Below are 19,380 nucleotides of genomic sequence, written 5' to 3'. Positions count from 1 at the left end.
ACAGGTTCAGGGACACTGGAGCGAGCACCCTCCAGTATGCGGCGCTCATCACCTTGGCCGGCGCCCTCGTTGGTCTCGTGACCATTCCCATCGTCTACCCGAACTTCCAACCGCGCGTCGAAGTGGCGCTCTGCCAACTTTTCAGCCCGGACGAGAACTGCGAGGCGGTGCTCGATGACTACTACGAGCCCAGCTCCTGTATGCAGAACCGCGACAGCGACAGCTACCAGGCGGGCGTCGAGATCCTGATCGTCGATCTCGGCCGCGGCTACCACCTCATCCGTGAGGACTTCTCCGACGGCACCAGCCAGTTCACGCTCGTCGACGAGAGCATGATCGGTGTGAGTGCCGGCATCGGCGCCGAACTGGAGGCCGGGCCCGTCGGCCTCGGAGCCGAGGCGAACATCGGTGTCTCGGGTTCGCTCCGCCTCGGTGACACCTGGATCGTGCCGGCCGGCGAGGCGGACAGCTTCGAGAGCGACTTCCAGGAGTACGCACAGATCGAGGCCGTTCAGGACGGCGGACCGGTGGGCTGGCTCATCGGCGGTGCCTGGGACCTCTTCGGCGGCGCCGACCTGCCCGAGCCCGACGTCACCCGCTACGAGGGCGAGCTCTCGGTACAGGGCGACGCCGGCGTCAACGCCGGGGTCGACGTCGGCGGCAACGTCAACGGCAACGGTAACGGTAACGGCAATAACGACAACAATAATAACAACAACGACAACAACAACGAGAACGGCGAGAACACGGAGAACGGCGAGAACACCGAGAACGGGGAAAACCAGGAAGGTGAGCAGGAAGGCGATTGGCAGGTGGAAGACGGGCTTCCCGAGGTCGCACTCGAAGTGAACGGTGAGGGCAACGCCGTATACAGCGTCGAGGAGAACCGCGACGGGAGCTACTCGCACACCTACACCATCGGCGGCAATGTCGCCGGTGGCGCCACCGCGAGTCTCGGCACCGAATCCGTGGGCCCTGAAGGCGACGCAGCCCGCGAAGGCGCACTCAAGGTCGACTACGACGCCGACGGAAACGTCGTCGGTGTGACCCTGGTGCAGACGACGATCGTCAACGGGGAGGCCGAAGTCGTCAGCACCGAGGTCCGGGCCGAGACCGATGAGGAGCGGGCGATCCTGCAAGACTGGGTCGGCAACATGGGCCACGACGACGCACTCGGTCTGACCTGGGATGACATGGCTCCCACCGAGCTCGACCCCAATGCCTCCGAGTTCGAGCAGCTGCTGTTCAATAATGGGCGGAGTTCCCGGGTCACCTATGACGTCGAAGGCGACGAGTTCACGATCGGAGCGTCGATCAAGCTCGGTCTGAAGCTCGGCCTCTCCGGCGGGGTCACGAGCGAGAACTGGGACGTCACCGGTGCCGAGTACCTCGGAGCGCCGCGGGACGGCAGCCGCGAGTACGTCGACTGGGAAGCCTGCGCCTGATGACCGGCACCCCACAGCCCTCACCAGAACGGAAGTCTCTGAAGATGCGTACGACCGCCGTATCCGCCACAGTGCTGGCCCTCGGGGTCCTGCTCGCCGGCGGCTGCTCGTCCGGTGCCGACCCGGCCCCTCCGGCCGCCGGTACGGCCGGCGAGGAAGCGCCCCCGGAAGCGGCCGGACAGGTGGAGGTCCCTGAGGGCTTCACCCCGGTCACCGTCGACCGCCTGAGCTTCGCGGTCCCCGAGGGGTGGACTGAGACGGCCTCGGAGGAGCTGGAATCCCCGGTCGTCGGCGGCTACGCGGGCTTCGAAGGCGATCAGGAGATCGCCCGAGTGACCGTCCTCAGCGGCCCGACCGAAGCCAACGAAGATGCCCGGTCCCGCGGTGAGGGCATCATGTCGGCTCTCGCCCTGGAGGTCCGGATGGACCGCGGCGAACGCGGCGAAGCCATCGTGCCGGGCGCTTCGAGCGCCCACGAGGTCCACTACACCTACACCCTCTTCGACGAGGAGCCGCCTCTCGACCGGCGCGGCCTCGACCTCACGATGGTCAACGACCAGGGCACCTACTGGCTGCTGCGCATCACCGCGCTGGCCGAGCACACCAACGACGCCCTGTTCGACCAGATCACCGGCAGCGTCGCCCTCGAGGGCTGAGCCGATCCCCGCAGACACCCGAAGGAAAGAAGCGCATGGACCTGTTCTGGTCATGGCTCGTCGGCATCGTCACCTGGTTCCTCGTCGCCTTCATCGGCCTGGGCGTGGTCATCTTCAACGGTGACCCGGCCGCCATGGACACCGTCGGCGGCGAGATCATGTGGACCGGTCCGGTCCAGTTCGCCGTCGGTCTGTTCGTCGCCCTCGCCGCCGGCCTGGTACACCGGCGTCCTGAGCGCACTCGCGCCGGCAGGCACGCACTCGCCGTCTTCGCCATCCCCCTGCTCGCCATCGTCATCGAACTGGTCGCTCTGGCCACCCCGATCGGCGGCAACCCCCCTGTGGTCATCGTCAACGGCCTTCTCGCCGCGGTCGGCGCGATCGCCGGCTGGCTGCTCGGCCCGGTATTCCGCAACCGGCGCTGACAGAAGAACAGAGAAAGGGCTCCCCGATGTTATCGGGGAGCCCTTTCGTGTTTCCTGGGGAGTCATTGGAAAAGCTCTATTGATCGGCCCATCTGCTGTAGGGGGCCGTCCATCGGACAACACTCTTCCAGTGACTCTCCTATCCGGCAGCTCAGTACCAGTGGGTACTGGCTCCCGGCACGGAGTCGTCCGGATTCAGCCAGAACGCCCAAGCCTGGCATGGAGTCGTGTACCGATCCTCGATGTAGTCCAGCCCCCAGGTGATCTGGGTTGCCGGATTGCTCTGCCAGTCAGACCCCGCGGTGGCGAGCTTGTCCGGCGGCAGCGCCTGCGGAATGCCGTAGGCCCCTGAAGACGGATTCTCCGCCTCATGGTTCCACCCGCTCTCCCGCTGCCACAGGTTGTCCAGGCACTCCCACTCGGCCCCGTCCCAACCCCGCTCAAGCGCCATCTGCCGCCCGAGCTGCCGGTTCCCTTCATTCTGAACGCCCCCCGGAGGAATCCCGAGCGGCAAGAAGGCCTGCTCGGGCTCCTCAGGACGCAACTCATCCACCCATGTCTCGTCGCAGGCGGGTCCCTGGACCAGGCAGACCGCCGAGCGAACACCATCATTGAGCGTGTCGCCGGCACCGGTCGCCAGAACCCCGGCGATGATCACCGAAACGAGCAGCACAGCACTGGCGGTCTCAACCATGCCAGCGCCCCTGTCATCATGGGCGCAATATCTAGGGGGTGACACGGTCCACACTCCTGGCTTCACAGGTGAAGATTTACGGGATCGCTATGTCTTCAATGGTTCCGAAATGCTCAATATCAATGCTCGAACTCGCAACCGCAGCCGGCAACCGGTACATACTCCACCGCACCACCGACTGTCCTGGTTCTACAGAGTTGGTCTCACCGCGGCCGAGATCTGGTGAACAGAGACATCCGGTTTCGGCATCCATCAACGGGTGATAGCGCAACTGCGCTGTCGGATCGGTGATCGTGGCGCCGCTGTCAGCGTCGGGACTGTATTCGTACACTTCGTTGCGGAAGCCGGCACCGGTGTTGAGTCGCTCGGTACCTTCGTTTTGAATGGTCCACAGAAGCGCCACGTATCCGTCACGGGAACGCGAGAAATGGTTCACCTGGGCATTGACGCCGGCCTGCTCCTCATGTTCCGAGGTACCCAGAACCGGAAGTTCCCCTTGGTTGACCTGTGGACCTGCGGTGTTGGGCGGTGCGGCGGTCCCGGACGATGGAATGGCCGCGGAAGGGCTGCTCGACGTAGGGGCCTGGGCACGTTCGAACGTGATGGTGACTCGTCGGTTGCGCTGCCGCCCCTCCTCGGTCTCGTTCGTGGCCACAGGGTCCGAAGAACCATGACCGGCGGTCTCGAAGGTGACGTCGTTTGTCACTGCGCTGCTAAGTTCAGCTTCTACAGATTCGGCCCGGGCTTCGGATAGTGGGTCATTGATATCGTCATCGCCGGTGTCATCGGTGTGGCCGTCGATTTGAACCTGCGTCGCTCCCGATTCGTCGATCTGGCCAGCAGCTTCCGCGATCGCTTCCTGGGCGCGGTTCGTGAGGGTCGATTCGTTTGTGTCGAACAAGACGTCAGACGAAAGCATGATGCTTAGCTGATCACCTGTCTGATCAGTAGAGCTCTCACCACTGAGGTCGTCTTGGAGGAAACGCAGATCAAGGATACGGGGATCCTGCAAAGAGCCAGCGGGCTCCTCAGGCGGACCACTTCCCTCGCTTACCGGAAGGTCAAAGAACGGTGCAGCAGGAGGAATAAGCGCGGTGAGATAGTCCAGGTCGGCGGGTGGTGCAGGGAAAGTCACCCACGCTTCCTGGCTCTGGCCGGGGTCGATTCGGGCTTCGAACTCGTTGCAGTAACATTCACCGTCGTCGGTCTGGAGAGGCAGATAGCGCTGTGCATTCCTGGTATCAACCAACGTGACATCGCTCGGCCGTCGGCCGCTGCCTTCGTCGCCAGTGAAGGCGCGTTGAAGGTTCAGTTGGTCGTCACCGTCATTGAAGACCTCGAAGCGCAGCGTCACCATGTCTTCCCCGCCGCGTTCCAGGGCCTGTACTTCGATCCTCGCGGGTTGAGAGAGCGAGGAGATGCTGGTCGTCGCGATCGCCTGGCTCTGTCCCTCTCCAGATGGGGCACCAGGTGACGCGGTGCCATTGGGGTCAGCACCACCCTCAGAGCCTGATACACAGCTACTAAGCACGAGGGTGGTGAGTGTGAGTGCTACTCCTACCTTGAGCGTGCGCAACCGATGGCGTTCGGTGTGCAAGGGCCGGTTGGGGATCAGCACGGTCTTGTTCCCTCTCCCTCGGATCTCGTCATGGCAGTCATACGGTACTCGTAAGTCGATCGCGAGCCTAACGAACCACTGAGACGTGGATGTGGTCGTAGTGGTTCTGCGTGACACTGCCACGGTCCTCCATCAGCCGCCATTGATCGACCGACTGGGTGGGTGGTTCGAGGTTCTCGTGATTCCAGATACGCTGTCGCCAAATAATGTACTTGATTCCTAGCCCTGCAGCGCTGTGCATAATGGAAAGCGCGACCTGGTCTCCGTACGCCAACTGCTCTTGGGTCGGTGTGGTGTAATTGGAGATCATGTAGTCGCACGCCTGGCCGATGCCGTGCTCAGGTGGACCATGGCGAAAGCAGCCCACGCCGTGCGGAAAGTCGAAATTGGAGACGATGACGTTGTGGGTCGCGCACATCTGGGCGGTGACCTGGCCGGTGACGTTATAGGGGTCAGGGGCGGTGCAATTCCCCATCGGGCTGCCAGGCATCACATGTGATCCGAGATTGGCGAGTGCCGAGTAAGCGTACGGCTCCTCCTCGTCAACGAGTTCGACTTCGAAGAACGGGTACGCGGTCGACGCTTGGAAGATGGGGATACCGTTGCAGTACGATACGAAGCGGTTGAGTACCTGATTCCATACCGGCTCACAGTCCGGCATGATCACTCGGGCCACCGCGGCGGCATTGCTGCCGATCGTCGGGATGTCGTCCTCCTCCTCGTTTCCCTGGCACTCGGTGTCCCCCCACTCACGTTCGCCGCCCTCTTCCAGCGAGCGTTGACAGCCCGGTCCGGTCACCTCGACTCGCACGGCCGTACCGAGCCCTGAACTGAGCCGCACATCCTGCAGGACGGCACCATTGCGCTCGGCATACTGGCTCGCCCGAGTCTCGACCATGCCCTCGCTGACCATGGCAAAGTGCAGAAAGCCGCTGTCTGCCATGATCTCGGCGCTCGCGTCACGGATCGCCTGAGCGCCGGCCAGCGCCGCGGCGTCGGCAGCCGTCTGAGCATTGCTGCGCATGTCGTTGGCATTACCGATCCGGACGAACAGCACAGAGAGCGCGACCAGCGCCAGTGTCAGTCCGGTCATCAACAGGATCGACGCGTTGCCCTGGTCACGCGAGGACGAGCTGGGAAAGCGAAAAATCATGAGCGGTCCCTGGTAGGGGAGGCAGCCGACCGTTCGTCCACTGCCGGAACGCATGCTGGGGCGTGCAACTCAAGGAATCGGATACGGGTACGGGACATGCCGGTGCGGGGGAGCGGTGTACCGCTCCCCCGCACCGGCTCGGCATCTGGTCATCTGCCCGAGTCGGGAGAATCCTAGAACTCGTCCATGTCGAACAGGTTCTCCAGGCCGTCCTCGACGGCGTCCTGGATGGTGTCGTCGAAGGCGTTGTACAGGAGCAGCATGAGGAGGCCGGCGAGGACGATCAGGGCGCCGTATTCGACGATGCCGGCGCCGCGCTCACCGTCGCGGTGCAGTGCGCTGCGGAGGGCCTGCTTGCGCTCGTAGATGAAGTTGCTGGCCTGGATCTGGAGGAGAGTGATCATCTTCATTGCTGGCCTCATTGACTCGGTAGCCGGGCGAGATCTGGAATGAAGGAAAGGAAACCTTTCCTTCGTTTAGAAGGCTCGTTTAGAACTCGTCCATGTCGAACAGGTTCTCCAGGCCGTCCTCGACGGCGTCCTGGATGGTGTCGTCGAAGGCGTTGTACAGGAGCAGCATGAGGAGGCCGGCGAGGACGATCAGGGCGCCGTATTCGACGATGCCGGCGCCGCGCTCACCGTCGCGGTGCAGTGCGCTGCGGAGGGCCTGCTTGCGCTCGTAGATGAAGTTGCTGGCCTGGATCTGGAGGAGAGTGATCATCTTCATTGCTGGCCTCGTCAAGAATGTGGTTCCGACTGCTGCTTTGTTTTTCGTCTCTTTGCTGCTGTTAAGGAGAATCTACGCGAGTGGCGAAGTGGCCCCAAGGGTCCATGGACCCAATTGCGCTGCGGTCAGGGGGCCCAAGATTTCTGGGTCCTGGACGGTGGAACCGGGCCGTCCCGGCGTGCGTCGGACCTGTCCGCCGAGCGGTGCCAATGGGCGACCGCGGCGGCGCGCGACTCGACCTGCAGCTTGGCGTAGATCCGGTTGACGTGGTTCTTGACGGTCTTTTCGGACAGGTAGAGCTCGTGGGCGATGGCGGCGTTGGAGAGTCCTTGGGCGATCAAGCCCATGACCTCCGTCTCCCGGCGCGACAGGCCCAGCATCACGCCGTGGTTTCCGGCTGTGGCGGGAGACGGCGGCGGTTCGGCCGGTCCGGCCTGGACGGCGCTCAGCAGGGCCTGCACCGCGATCGGCGACAGCGGATTGGCATTGCCATCGACCACGCCATGGACGGCATTGCTGAGTTCGGCCGCGGTGAAGGCTCCGTGCACCAGGTATCCCTTGGCGCCGCGGCGTAGCGCGGTCTGGATGACCTGCGGGTCCTCGGTGTGGGTGAGCATGATGACGGTGGTGAACTGCGTCAGCCGTTCCAGAGCGGTGACTCCGTCCACCAGCGGCATCCGCACGTCCAGCAGGGTGACGTCAGGGCGCAGCCGTTCCGCCAGTTCCAGTGCCTCTTGGCCGTTTCCCGCCTCGGCGATGACGGAGATGTCATCGTTGATCTCCAATAGCGCGACCAGGCCCGCGCGTACCACGGGGTTGTCATCGACGGCGAGAACGCGGATGGGATCGGGGCGTGTCGCACTCATCTGGCCTCCGTGGAGATTGAGGATTCCGTCAACTCGTCCCGCAGGAGCCCCGGTGCGATCGGCATGGGGGAGATCGCGCGCGGCGGCGCGACGGGATCGCTGAGCTTGAGTCCATCGACCGTGCCGGGCAGTTGAAGACGCACCGAAGTGCCCTTCCCGGGGGCGGAGTCGATGTCGAGGCGGGCCTTGGCCCGCTCGGCCCGTTCGTACATCCCCACCAGGCCGTAATGGCCCTTTCGGAACCACTCCGCAGCGCCGTCGTCGAGAACGAAGCCCGAGCCGTTGTCGTGGATGTGCAAGGTCGCCTCGGTCTGGGTCGTCTCCAGGCTGACGGAGACACTGGTGGCGTCGGAGTGTCGATCCACGTTCACCAGGGCTTCGCGCAGGATCGACACGGCCTCGTGCCGCACCAGTGCTTCGAGTTGCAGGGCATCGCTCAGCTCATCCACCCGCAGGTCCAGTTCGACCGAACCGGTGGAGGCCCATTCCGTCGCGATCTGCCGGACCGTCTCGCCGAACGGCTGCGGCACATTGTCGATCCGCAGTTCGCTGATCAACTCGCGCGCCTCCGCGGAGGCGAGTTCGGTGGCGGAGGCGATCCGTGCGGCCTCGGTCGCCGCCCGCTCCGGATTCTTGGTGATCCAGACGGGCAGGGCCTGAGCGGTCATCGCGATGCCGCGGAGAGTCTTCGCCAGGGAATCGTGCATTTCCCGGGCCAGTCTGGCGCGTTCCTGGGCGGCCGCCGCGTCGCGCTCCGCGATCTGCCGGCCGCGCTGTTCTGACTCCAGTTCGTCGAAGATCCGGCGCAGCCGCAGTCCGACGAATCCGGCCACCGGATAGAGCACCGGATTGATGAGCACGTCTTGGATGCTCAGAATGTCTGGACCAGGACTTACCAGTAGGAGATAGAAGGTGAGCGCGGCGGCATAGCACATCGTCTGGAATCCGACGATGATGAGTACACCCCACCCGTTCAGCAGTAGACCGGCGACGGTCGCGGTCAGTACTGTCGCGATGAAGAACGGGCTGCTCGGACCCGCGACGGTGAGGACGACCGCGGCGATGAACGCGTCGAGAACGGTGAGCAGCGGGTGGTGTACCAAATAGGGCGTCAGGCGTTCCCAATAGCGTGAGACCAGCCAGGTGAGCACGGCGAATCCGGACACCACGCACAGCAGGGTCAGGCTGACCCTGGCTTGGGGAATGAGGAGAAGTCCGATTCCCGACAGGATCAACCGCAGATGCATGAGTAGTTGCAGTGTGCCACCGAAACGGGTGGCCGCCGTTACGTCAGACACGGATCAGCTCCTCCCGTTCTCGGACGATGGTCGATCCGTATGGGTTCCCTAAGGAATGATTCCGGGCGCCTCCGCAGTGCCTTGCCGTGCGAATCACCGTCCCTGAAAGTACGTCCGACGGAGCGGACCGCGGCTAGAGGCCCTGGCCGCCGAAGATCTGCGAGAAGCCTCCCTCCTCGGTGTTCAGACCGAAGATCATCACCCCGATGACCAGCAGAATCAGCCCCGGTACCAGGAAGAACGCGCTCACCATGGTGACCTGCGGATTGAGCTTCTGCGCCTTCTGCCGCATGAACTGGGCGTCGGAGCGACGCATGTCCTCGCTGATGGTGTTGAGCGTGGTGGCCAGCGGTGCGCCGAGTTCCTCGGACTGCTGGAGCGCCGAGATGAACTTGGCCAGCGCCTCGTTGCTGTTGCGCTCCCGGAGGGCGGCGAAGGCCTCGCGCCGCGGGGTGCCGAGATCCATCTGCCGGAGCGCGATGTTGAACTCCTCGGCCATCGCGCCGGGCATCGACTCGGTGGTGCGGTCGAGGGCCTGACGGAAGGACAGGCCGGCCCCGACCGTCACCGCCAGGACGTCGAGGAAGTCGGGCAGTTGCTGCTGGATCTCGTCCTGGCGCTTGCGGGCCGCCTGCCAGAGCAGCATGTCGCTCATGAAGATGAACATCAGCAGCGCCAGGCCGATCGGTCCCTGGCTGAGCGAAATGAGCAGGGCGAAGATCCCGTAGAGGATGATCTCGCCGGCCTTCCGCTGCGCGTAGCGCTCGACGCTGGTCAGCCCTTCAGGCCGGCCGGCGGCCTCGATACGCCGTCGGAGCTTGCGCTGCTGCTCGGTATTGAAGAAGCGCAGGACCGTGTCACCGAAAGGCTTTCCGAGAAGCTCGGTGATCCGGTAAAGGATGAAGATCTCTTCTTCCTTCTTCTTCGGCTTCTGCAATTCGAACTGAGCGCTGGCGGCGACCCGGCTCTCTGCGGTCGCGAGATGGTGGCCCCAGGCCGCAAGGATCACGCAGGCGAAACCGGCGCTGGATATGAGTAGTACGGCCCAGGTGGGAAGGTAGGTCGGCATGAGAGTGAACATGGCCGGGACACGTGCTCCTAGAACTTGATCCGGGTCATCCTGCGGGCGGCGATCAGACCGACGACGAAAAAGGCGACCGACGCACCGAGCACGAGCTGGCCGATGAATGACGATGTCATGTTCCGTACGGCGTCAGGCATCAGGAAGCTCATCAGGAAGACGCTGCCCAGACCGAGGAAGCCGAGGGCCCAGGCGGTCGTCGCCGACTCGTTGAGAATGGTGCGGACCTCGCGACGGGTCTCCTTGCGGTCCTCGAGCGTCTCGGAGATGTGCCGGAGCGCGGTGACCAGGCCACCGCCCGACCGGGCGGCGACGAGCAGGGTGCTCATCAGCACGCCCAGCTCGCGGGAGGGCATCCGCTCACGGAGGTCGTTGACGGCGGTTTCGAACGGCTGCCCGACCTTCAGCGATTCGGAGATGCGCCGCAGTTCGCTGCCCGCGGGATCCTCCAGTTCATCGGCTGCGATGGCCATCGCGGTCGGCAGCGACAAGCCCGCCGACGTGGCGTTGGACAGCACGCGGGCCAGATCGGGCAGCTGCTGGGTGAACAGCTCGACCCGGCGCTGCTCGGCGTTCCGCAGGAAGCTGAAGAACAGGAAGCCCACGCCGACCGCGGAAGCGATGCCGAAGAGCGGCGCGAGCAGGTTCCAGACGATCACGATGGAGGCGAGCGCGCCGGCGGCCAGGAGCAGTACGAAGGCCGAGGTCCTCATCTTGATGCCGGAACGGGCGACTCGCAGCTCGATCTGCTTGCCCCACTTGTACCGCCGCAGCAGCACGTCGAGACGCTCCAGCGGATGGCTCGCCCGGTACTCGACATGGGCCAGCGCACTGCGGGACGCCAGTTCGCGGCGCTGCTGGAGGCCGAGCAGGTAGTCGATGCTCCCCCACGCCGCGAGAACCACGGTGACCAGCAGGCCGATCATGATCAGCAGATAGTTGTTCACTGGCGTTCCTCGTCAGTGTGCGGGGCGTGCGGGCGGAAAGACCGGTTCGGCCGGGGCGACACCGAAGGCGGCGGGCACGACTTCGCCGGCGTTGATGATGCGGTTGGCCACGGTGCGCGGGATCGGGAACGTGCGGAACTTGCCGCGCACCTTCCGGTCGGGGCTCATGGGCTCGGCCTCGAATTTCATCAGTGTCTCGAGCTTGAACTGCTCGCGGTGCGACGAGGACACGACGGCGAGCTCGTTGATCCGTCGGCTGCCGTCCGGCCAGCGGCCAAGGTGCACGATGCAGTCGATGGCACTGTTCACCTGGTCGCGGATCGCCTCGTACGGGATCTTGACCTCGCTCATCGAGGCCAGCGTCTCCAGGCGGTGGACCGCGTCGAAGGCGGTGTTCGCGTGCACCGTCACCAGTGAGCCGTCGTGTCCGGTGTTCATCGCCTGCAGCATGTCGAGGGTCTCGGCGCCTCGGACCTCACCCACGATGATGCGGTCGGGGCGCATACGCAGCGAGTTGCGGACCAGGTCGCGGATGGTGATCTGGCCCTTGCCCTCGATGTTGGCCGGGCGGGTCTCCAACCGGATGACGTGCTCCTGCTGGAGTTGCAGTTCGGCGGAGTCCTCGATCGTGATGATGCGGTCGTCCCCGGGGATGAACCCGGAGAGGGCATTCAGGAACGTCGTCTTACCGGTACCGGTACCGCCCGCGACCACGATGTTGAAGCGGGCCCGTACCAGGGAGGCGAGCAGTACGCTCGTCTGCTGGTCCAGGGCGCCGCGCTGCATCAGCTCCTCGAGCGTGTACGCCCGCGGGAACCGCCGGATGGTGATGATCGGGCCGGACAGCGACAGCGGCGGAATGATGACGTTGACGCGTTCGCCGGTGGGCAGGCGCGCGTCCACCATGGGGCTGGACTCGTCGACACGCCGGTTGACCGTGGAGACGATGCGGTCGATCGTCTGCATGAGCTGGTCTTCGTTGGCGAAGACGATCTCGTTCTTCTGCACCTGGCCGCGGCGCTCGATGTAGATCGTGTTCGGGCCGTTCACCATGATCTCGGTGACGGTCTCGTCCGCGAGCAGCGGCTCGAGCACACCGAGGCCGAGAGCCTCGTCGACGACCCGGCGGATGAGGCTGCCGCGTTCGCGGTCGGACAGCACCGGCCCCTCGCGCGAGAGGATGTGTCCGACGACCTTCTCCAGCCGCACGCGCCGCTGAGCGAGGTTGAGCAGTGCCAGGTCGTCAAGGTTGACTTCATCCAGTAGCCGGCGCCGCCAGTGGCTGACGCCGAGCCGTTCATCCTGCTGATCGAGTTGCCGATCCTCGTCCAGCCGGTCCTTCAGTCCCATGACGCCCCTTGACCTACTCGAATGAGATGAATGGTTTCCCTCGTCCGTCAGCCGACGTTGGGCATTTCAACCTCTCGATCGATGGTGATGTCGAGTGGGGCGTTGCTCCACAGCAGGGGCACGTCGAAACTGACCCTCGCGATGAAGCCGTCGCCGGAGTCCTCGAGCGAGTACTGGCTCTGTGCACGCAGCCAACCGGGGAGCGCCGCGCCGATCGCGGCCTCGCCGGCCGGCAGTGACCCCTGCCGCGCCGCCACCCGGGCGCCGGTCCTGGCCGCGTTCTCGGCGCGCTCGATCGCGGTGAAGGCGGCGAACGCCTCGAAGAACATCACGAAGCAGGTGAGGAAGACCAGCATCATCGAGGCGTAGCCGACCATTTCGGCTCCGCGGTCATCGCGCCTGCGAGGGGGGCATGCGGGGGTGGACATGGTCAGTACCTGGTCCGTTCGTTCACGACTGCGGCCTGCGCGGACACGTCCCAGGGCGTGTCCACTCCGGGAAGCACGCTGGGAACCCGGATGGTGACCTGGACCTGGTCGCCGTTGAATTCGACCTGGAAGCGGTCGTCTTCGTTCCACGGCGGGTGGATGCGCCGCTGCGCCTCCTCGGTGATCCGGGTGATGCTGTAGGGAGTCACACCGGCCTGCCGGGCGCCTTCGGCGGCGGCGTGGCTGGCGTACATACCGCCCAGACCGAAGAGGATGAGCTGGAAGCCGAGCATCGCGGTGAACACGAACATGGGCACGAGAGCCGCGAACTCGACCAGAGTCGCGCCGCGGTCGCCTACGGCGCCGAGCACGCCGGTCTCACCGGGCTTCTTCTCGTCCGTGTCGTTCTCGGACGGGGTGTCCAGAGTGCCGAGTTCGCCGCCGAGCTGGGTCAGGGCCTTGCGCATCGCCTCGTCGGTCAGCCGGTCCGGTTTCCCGGTGTTCGCCGCCTCCTCCAGCAGCCGGTACGCCGCCGGCAGCTTGGTATCAAGCAGCTTGATCCCGAGAAGCTTGCGAACGAAGTCGGGCTGGACCTCGTTCTTCTTGTTGTGGCGGGTGAGCAGCGCCTCGACGTCGCTCCGGTTGCGCACCTCCAGCCGACCCCAGAACTCCAGGGTGCGAAGCGCCGCCCGGATCGCGGGAAGGTCCGGCGTCACCAGAAGTACGATGCGGTCCGCCAGTTCGATGGCCATCGCGCCGGCCTCGGTCAGGTGTGAGCCGCAGTCGACGATCACGACCTCGTAGCGGGAGCGCAGCGCTCCCAGGATGAGCCGGGTGGCCCGGGCGCTGACGTCCTCGGCCCGCTCACCGTCGTGGGGGGCGAGCAGTACGTGCATGCCGCTCGGGTGGACGTACAAGGTGTCGGCGAGCATGGAGCCACTGATCGTCTCCGCGCCCTCCACCAGGTCCACGCTGCTGCGCCGGTGGGTCACGTCCAGATAGGTCGGGACGTCGCCGGTCTGCAGATCGAGGTCGACAAGGCAGACCGTACGACCGGCGCGGGCCGCGTTCAGCGCCAGGTGCAGCGCCACGGTAGTGGTGCCGACACCTCCCTTCGCGCCACTGAGCGCGACGATCGAGCCACGGCGGCCGGCGACCGGCACATTGGACGACGCCGCGTCCAGGTGCTGGCGGAGCGTCCGCGACCACTCGGCGGCCGTGGTGACGCGGGTGCCCAGTTCCTCCAGTGACGCGTCGACGGACAGCACGCCCCGGGCGCCCGCCTCCATGGCTCCGTTGAAGGTGTCCGGCAGGACCTCGTTGACCACCAGGATGACGGCGAGCTGCGGGAAGCTGCGGGAGAGGTCGCGGATGAGATCGAGCACCGGCAGCGGCCCGAGCTCCTCGTGGACCAGCGCCACGTCGAGCTGGGCATGCCGCCCCGACGCCTCCGCGAGGTCGCGGGAGGACCGGTACGTGCTCAGGATCTCCCAGTCGCCCAGTTCGGCGAACTTGGAGATCAACGACGCCTCGATCTCCGCGGTCGGCGATCCGAGGATGACCCGGTAGTTCACTGTTGGGCCCCTCCTCCCTGCGGTTCCGTGCTTTCGGAGTCCTCGTTGTCTTCGCCGCAGTACTGCACATTGCTGGGCTCGCCGGCACCGGCCGCGCTGATCAGACCCAGACGGGTGTTCTGTGCGAATGCCTCGGCGTAGATCAGTCGAAGGGTGTCGGCCTGGCTCAGCCGGAAGGTGACCGGAAGGGCCTCGCCGACCTCGCCCGTCTGGCCGTCGACCTCTTCACGGCTCACACCGACCTGCAGTACCTCGACGTCGGTGAGAACGCGGGTGGCGCAGCTCGGGCGCTGGTCACCGTCGCCGGCGTAGGTCGCGTAGATGTCCACTCGCGAGCGCGGCACGACCTGGCCGGCCACGCCGGTCTCGACGTCGATCATGATGGCGATCTCGCGCTCGCCCCGGTCCAGGTCGGGCTGGGGGATGACCATGCCGCGCTGCATGTACGAGCCCGCGGTCAAGTCGCCGGCGGCGATCATGCCGCTGAGGTCCTCCGGATTGAGGATGAAGGATTCCTCGATGAACTGCTGCGGAACGGAGACCTCGACGACCTGGCTGGGGTCGAGACGTTGGTTCGCCGGTACATCGGTGGTCAGCTGCAGCACCGTTCCTGTCTCGCCCCACTGAGCCCTTGCGCTGTTGATGTAGCTGAGCGTGGTGAAGAAGACGGCGATGGCGATGATCCCGGCGATGATCATCAGCAGCACACCACGCCGTTGACGGGGGTTCATGACGCTCCTGCTTTCTCGGGGATGGGTGGTTCGGGCGGTCGGGCGGAGGAGGCGCTACTTGGAGCGCCAGTCCGGGCGGGCCGGGGGCGGGGAGCCGCGACCGCTGATGCGGGGGCGGACGCCGCGGACTGGCTGGGTTCGTGTGGGTTGCGACTCCTCCGGCGCGCCCGGGGGTTGGGGATGAGAGGCGCCGTTGACCCGGCCCTCCGGTGCGCCGTCGGCGGTGCCGTTGGCGCGGTGGTGGTGGCCGGGCGGCTCGGTCTCGGGTTCGGACGCCCGGGGGCGGTCGGGCGTCCGCGGTGCCGTGGCGGGCGGCTGGGGGGGCGGTGCCGCAGGGGGCTGCCAACCCGGCCACGCGGGTTCGGGGCGGGGCTCCTGGGGCGGGCCCTGAGGCGGCGGGGGCGGAACCCGCGGTTCGGCGGCGGGCGCAGGCGGCGGCGACGCGAAGGGTGCCTGCGGTCCGGAGACGGGACGGACGTTCGAGGGGAACGGCGCCTGTGGGCCCGAGTCGGGCCGGTGGAGCGCCGGGGGCGGCACCTGCCCTTCCGCGCCGGGACCGTGGGGCGCTGAGGCCGGTGTCCGGGGACCAGGGCCGTGCGGACCCTGCGGTGCGTGAGGAGGAACCGGTGCCGCGTGCGGGCCCGGGGCGGGAGGGTGGGGCGACGGGGGGTGGTGCGGGTGGGCAGGGGGGTATGCGCCCGGGGCCGGTTGGGGGGCGGCGGGTGGGTGGGTGGGCTGGGCGCCGGGTCGGCCGGGCCAGGCGGGCTCGGGCTGTTGGCCGGGCCAAGGGCCGGGAGGTGGGGAAGTGGGCTGGTGGCCGGCGGGAGGGGGCGGGCCGGCGGGAGGGGGTTGGGTGGACGGCTGGTGCTGGGTGCCTGGTGTGGACGGGGGCTGCTGGGCGGCGGGCTGTTGGCCGGGCCAGGGGCGTAGGGGCTGGCTGATCATGGGGGAGCGGCCGCCGGTCATGCCGCAGAAGAGGCAGGTCTGGGCGACGGTGGGCACGCCGCACCAGGTGCAGTCGACCAGGGGGAGGGAGTTGGCCGCGTTGGCGAGGGCCTGGGGGTGGGCGCTGAAGGCGACGAACTCGATGTACTGGCCCTTGCCCCAGTACTCGCGGGAGAGGGGCTGGTCGGTGAGCATCTGCTTGTTGGCGGTGTTCAGGCCGCGGAGCAGGTGCTGGTTGAACCAGTCGGACTTGGGCGGCTTGCCCTCGCTGGTGAAGGCGAGGACGTGCACGGGGTCGAGGATCTGGGTGGGCAGTACGCCGAAGGTGCCGTCCTTCTTGGCCTTGCGCAGCTCGGGGCGGGGCGCGGCGAAGGCGACGAAGGACTTGCCCGGCAGGTAGGAGCGCAGGTGCGAGGTGACGGAGGTGGGGATGTGCTCCAGACCGGTGACGCTGTTCAGCCAGGCACCCGCGATGATCTCGTACGGAAGGGTCTCGGCCAGGGCGGCGATCACGCCCGCCGGGAGGTACGGCGAGAGGTAGGCGAGCTGGTCGGCGATGAGCGAGAGAGCCAGCGGGGGGAGCGGCACGGGGACTCCGGCCAGCTTGTCGGTGTGCAGGTACCTGCGGGTCCGCTGGATGATGCGCTCGGGCTCCGCTCCGCGCCAGGAGGGGTAGAGGGCGACCACGCCCAGGCCTTCGTTCAGCCGTGCGGCGGTGACCTCGATCAGGGAGGAGAAGGTCTCCTCGAACTCGCCCGGGGGGAGCCGTTGCGCGCTGGCCGCGCCGAGGTACCCCGTGGTGGGGGCATCGGCCAGCAGCAGTACTGCGGCTTTCATGAGCGGGTGCTCCGCCTGGTCACGTCCGGCTCCTTGGTGGGCGAGAGGGCTGGTCGTCGGGCAGGGGAAGTACGGTTGGTGAGGGCATGGGCGCGGACAGGAGTTGGGACGTCGCGACCTCCGGGGTGGTTCCCTGGGCTGGGAATAGGGTCGTTTGGAATGGCATGTTAGTCACTTACAGGGGCAACAAGGTGCGCCTGTGTGAAGCGGCACCCTCGCTCCGATAACCGGGCAATCGTAAACGTGACCGCAGGGCCGCTTCGACGTCGCCGGAGGGTAACGATCGATGACCGGCCGGCTAACAGTCGCCGTGGGGCGGCCGCATTCGGCCCCCGCTCCCGTCACGGAACGAATTCACCGGGACGCCCGGTGAAGATCGTTCAAATATCAACCAGAACGCTCCGTGCGTGCTCATCGGGCTGGGCTCGCTCCGGTGGGTACGAGCGCGGCACATCCGGTGATAGTTCGGGCACGAAGGGTCATTCGGCAGACGGCTGTCCCAGGCGAATCGATGACAGTACGTGGTGTGAGGGAGACCGCATCAGCCTACCCGTCACGTGACGTGCCAGCCTGGGAGGGCTGTGGTCGCGGATGGCCGAAATAGGGCATGCCGATCACCTTGACGCCTGCGCGTTTCGGTGATTCACAGTGGCGGTGACCTGCGAGAGCGCAAGCGAAAGGGCGTACCGGAACGGTACGCCCTTCTCGACTGGGGTGAGTGAGGGGACTTGAACCCCCGACACCCTGGACCACAACCAGGTGCTCTGCCGACTGAGCTACACCCACCATGTACATGCACCGCCGTCGCGGCGGCAGAAATCAGTGTAGCGGTCCGATGGAGTGGACCGATACGCGTTTAACCGTGCGCGGCGGCGCCGCTGCCGCCCGGGCCTCCGGCCGAGAGCCCCCAGGCGGTGATCTTGTCGGCGTAGTCGCGGGCCGTCGCGGAGTCGGGCCCCGGCTGCGGGACGAACACGGCGGCCCGGTAGTAGCGCAGCTCCAGGATGCTCTCGGTGATGTCGGCCAGGGCGCGGTGGCCGCCCTTCTTCTCCGGGCTGGCGAAGTACACCCGCGGGTACCAGCGCCGCACCAGCTCCTTGATGCCGGAGACGTCGACCATCCGGTAGTGGAGGTGGCTGTCGAGCTTGGGCATGTCGCGGGCGAGGAACGAGCGGTCGGTGGCGATGGAGTTGCCGCACAGCGGCGCCTTCTTGGGGTCGGGGATGAAGGCGCGTACGTGGTCGAGCACCTGCTGCTCGGCGTCCTCGGCCGTGACGCCCTCGCTGAGCACGTCGAGCAGACCGGAGTGGGTGTGCATCGTCCGCACGACCTCGCTCATCTGGTCGAGGGCCGCCTGGGGAGGGCGGATGACGACGTCCAGACCCTCACCCAGTTGATTGAGCTCGCCATCGGTGATCAGGACGGCGACCTCGATCAGCGCGTCGTGATGAAGGTCGAGACCGGTCATCTCGCAGTCGATCCACACCAAACGATCGTTCATGGTGTAACCCTACGGCTCCCGCTGGGCGCTGTGGCGGTCACGACGCGTTCGATCCCCGCGCACGCCCGTTTCGGCACGCTTGCCCTGCGTGTCAGTCGCCGCCTCTGTCGGCGGCGCTGGACACCGGGATCCGTGCGCCGTGATCGAGCAGGTGGTGCTCCTTGCGCTGACCCTCGCCGGCGGCGGTGCGCAGCCTGCCGTTGGCGTGGCCGTTGCCCGAATGGTGGTGCGGCCGGGTCGAGAACGTGGGCAGCGCGGGGGAGGGAGCCGCCGGGGCGGGGCCGATGATCTTGCTGATGTCGACCGAGCCGGGGCCCATCGCGGTGCGGCCCGGCACCTGGGAGTGTCCGAAGTGCCCGCCGAGCGCCCACAGCCGCAGGCTGCCGGGGTCGTCGTAGGCGGAGGGCGCCGCCATCGGCGGACCACCGCGCCACCGGCGGACCACCGCCCAGGAGTCGATCCAGCGCATGATCGGATCCAGGCCCAGCAGCGGCCCCGCCGTGAACGGGCGGGCGGACTGCGCGACCACCTTGATCTGTAAGCACACCCGGCCCTCCCGGCCGGGACCGGGGTCGCCGCCGTCGCCGCGCAGCCCGAGCCCGGCGGTGGTGGCGGGGAGCATCTGCACGGTCTCGCCTGTGACCGGGTTCCAGACCAGGTGGACGTCCAGGCCGTCGGCGTGCAGCCGCTCGGCCGCGGAGCGGGCCGACACGGCGTGCGGGTCGCTCTCCGTCGCCTGCCAGACGACCCGCGGGGCGCCTGTCCCGGCCGGTCCTCCGTCCTGGCCGTTCCGAAGACGTCCGACTGCCGGCATCCACGCTTCGGGCACGATGGCACCTCTCGCGACGGTGGGTCGTGTCATTCCTGAGTACGCCAAGGTGCCGACCGAGTCCATACGTGCACCGCCCGAATATCAGCGGACCGGTCGACGGCAGGCGGACCCCGCCCATGGGGACGCGGGGAGGCATACCCCGTCCGAAACTGGACGGCACCTACGAATTCGCTTGGATGACCCTGAGTGACGGCGCCGCGCGGGCCGGACCCGCGACAAGCCCGGCATCCGAACCGGAGCCGGGCGATCGTGCACGCAGGGCTACCACCGCGG

At 66.6% G+C, this 19,380-nt stretch carries 19 protein-coding genes and 1 tRNA gene; 3 read left to right on the top strand and 17 right to left on the bottom strand.

What is annotated here, in order from left to right; all coding sequences use genetic code 11:
- The first annotated feature begins 77 nt into the window (after nucleotides 1-77).
- From CLV72_RS31890 to CLV72_RS26295, 3 genes are read left to right on the top strand one after another with little or no spacing between them, the layout of a single operon-like run.
- Nucleotides 78-1,445 carry a hypothetical protein gene (locus CLV72_RS31890; protein WP_146159567.1) on the top strand — a complete coding sequence of 456 codons (1,368 nt, stop codon included), beginning with the start codon at nucleotides 78-80 and terminating at the stop codon, nucleotides 1,443-1,445.
- 44 nt (nucleotides 1,446-1,489) lie between these two features.
- Nucleotides 1,490-2,101, top strand: a complete 612-nt coding sequence (locus tag CLV72_RS26300; RefSeq protein ID WP_146159566.1) for a hypothetical protein — start codon at nucleotides 1,490-1,492, stop codon at nucleotides 2,099-2,101.
- 35 nt (nucleotides 2,102-2,136) lie between these two features.
- A complete protein-coding gene (locus CLV72_RS26295) occupies nucleotides 2,137-2,526 on the top strand; it encodes a hypothetical protein (protein ID WP_106251621.1) in 390 nt (129 codons plus the stop codon).
- 151 nt (nucleotides 2,527-2,677) lie between these two features.
- Here the strand turns inward: CLV72_RS26295 and CLV72_RS32950 are convergent, their stop codons facing one another.
- The 17 genes from CLV72_RS32950 to CLV72_RS26210 all read right to left on the bottom strand — a co-directional run bounded on the left by CLV72_RS32950 (nucleotide 2,678) and on the right by CLV72_RS26210 (nucleotide 18,987).
- Entirely contained in the window at nucleotides 2,678-3,220 is a 543-nt protein-coding gene (locus CLV72_RS32950) for an aggregation-promoting factor C-terminal-like domain-containing protein (protein ID WP_211303130.1), read from the bottom strand.
- A gap of 76 nt (nucleotides 3,221-3,296) precedes the next feature.
- Nucleotides 3,297-4,838, bottom strand: coding sequence for an OmpA family protein (locus tag CLV72_RS26285; RefSeq protein WP_245930465.1), 1,542 nt, complete (start codon nucleotides 4,836-4,838; stop codon nucleotides 3,297-3,299).
- Nucleotides 4,839-4,905: 67 nt separating this feature from the next.
- Complete coding sequence (locus tag CLV72_RS26280) at nucleotides 4,906-5,991, bottom strand: VldE C-terminal domain-containing protein (protein WP_170141117.1); 1,086 nt, start codon at nucleotides 5,989-5,991, stop codon at nucleotides 4,906-4,908.
- 173 nt (nucleotides 5,992-6,164) lie between these two features.
- Nucleotides 6,165-6,401 carry a hypothetical protein gene (locus tag CLV72_RS26275; RefSeq protein WP_245930464.1) on the bottom strand — a complete coding sequence of 79 codons (237 nt, stop codon included), beginning with the start codon at nucleotides 6,399-6,401 and terminating at the stop codon, nucleotides 6,165-6,167.
- A gap of 79 nt (nucleotides 6,402-6,480) precedes the next feature.
- Complete coding sequence (locus tag CLV72_RS26270; RefSeq protein WP_245930464.1) at nucleotides 6,481-6,717, bottom strand: hypothetical protein; 237 nt, start codon at nucleotides 6,715-6,717, stop codon at nucleotides 6,481-6,483.
- Between the two features lie 125 nt (nucleotides 6,718-6,842).
- Nucleotides 6,843-7,583, bottom strand: coding sequence for a response regulator (locus CLV72_RS26265; RefSeq protein WP_106251615.1), 741 nt, complete (start codon nucleotides 7,581-7,583; stop codon nucleotides 6,843-6,845).
- Entirely contained in the window at nucleotides 7,580-8,881 is a 1,302-nt protein-coding gene (locus CLV72_RS26260; protein ID WP_106251612.1) for a sensor histidine kinase, read from the bottom strand. The genes CLV72_RS26265 and CLV72_RS26260 overlap by 4 nt, the downstream gene beginning before the upstream one ends.
- 133 nt (nucleotides 8,882-9,014) lie before the next feature.
- A complete protein-coding gene (locus tag CLV72_RS26255; protein WP_106252253.1) occupies nucleotides 9,015-9,950 on the bottom strand; it encodes a type II secretion system F family protein in 936 nt (311 codons plus the stop codon).
- 29 nt (nucleotides 9,951-9,979) lie between these two features.
- Complete coding sequence (locus CLV72_RS26250) at nucleotides 9,980-10,888, bottom strand: type II secretion system F family protein (RefSeq protein ID WP_106252251.1); 909 nt, start codon at nucleotides 10,886-10,888, stop codon at nucleotides 9,980-9,982.
- A gap of 33 nt (nucleotides 10,889-10,921) precedes the next feature.
- Entirely contained in the window at nucleotides 10,922-12,259 is a 1,338-nt protein-coding gene (locus CLV72_RS26245; protein WP_106251610.1) for a TadA family conjugal transfer-associated ATPase, read from the bottom strand.
- 47 nt (nucleotides 12,260-12,306) lie between these two features.
- Entirely contained in the window at nucleotides 12,307-12,636 is a 330-nt protein-coding gene (locus CLV72_RS26240; protein ID WP_106251607.1) for a pilus assembly protein TadE, read from the bottom strand.
- A 53-nt stretch (nucleotides 12,637-12,689) separates the two neighbouring features.
- The gene (locus tag CLV72_RS26235; protein WP_106251605.1) at nucleotides 12,690-14,261 is read right to left on the bottom strand and encodes a CpaE/TadZ family protein; all 1,572 of its coding nucleotides are present in this window, start codon (nucleotides 14,259-14,261) and stop codon (nucleotides 12,690-12,692) included.
- On the bottom strand, nucleotides 14,258-14,959 hold the full coding sequence (gene cpaB, locus CLV72_RS26230) for a Flp pilus assembly protein CpaB (RefSeq protein WP_106252249.1): 702 nt from the start codon (nucleotides 14,957-14,959) through the stop codon (nucleotides 14,258-14,260). The genes CLV72_RS26235 and cpaB overlap by 4 nt, the downstream gene beginning before the upstream one ends.
- An 87-nt stretch (nucleotides 14,960-15,046) precedes the next feature.
- A complete protein-coding gene (locus tag CLV72_RS26225; protein WP_106251602.1) occupies nucleotides 15,047-16,774 on the bottom strand; it encodes a hypothetical protein in 1,728 nt (575 codons plus the stop codon).
- A 710-nt stretch (nucleotides 16,775-17,484) separates the two neighbouring features.
- Nucleotides 17,485-17,560 (bottom strand) — tRNA-His (locus CLV72_RS26220).
- 70 nt (nucleotides 17,561-17,630) lie between these two features.
- Nucleotides 17,631-18,275 carry an oligoribonuclease gene (gene orn / locus CLV72_RS26215; RefSeq protein ID WP_106251600.1) on the bottom strand — a complete coding sequence of 215 codons (645 nt, stop codon included), beginning with the start codon at nucleotides 18,273-18,275 and terminating at the stop codon, nucleotides 17,631-17,633.
- A 91-nt stretch (nucleotides 18,276-18,366) separates the two neighbouring features.
- Nucleotides 18,367-18,987 (bottom strand): hypothetical protein, encoded by a 621-nt coding sequence (locus CLV72_RS26210; protein WP_211303129.1) that lies wholly within the window; start codon nucleotides 18,985-18,987, stop codon nucleotides 18,367-18,369.
- Nucleotides 18,988-19,380 lie beyond the last annotated feature (393 nt).

The sequence above is a fragment of the Allonocardiopsis opalescens genome, from assembly GCF_003002095.1.
Taxonomy (GTDB): Bacteria; Actinomycetota; Actinomycetes; order Streptosporangiales; family Streptosporangiaceae; genus Allonocardiopsis; species Allonocardiopsis opalescens.
Note: the sequence above shows the minus strand (reverse complement) of the source record. Positions and strands in the feature narration are given on the sequence as shown.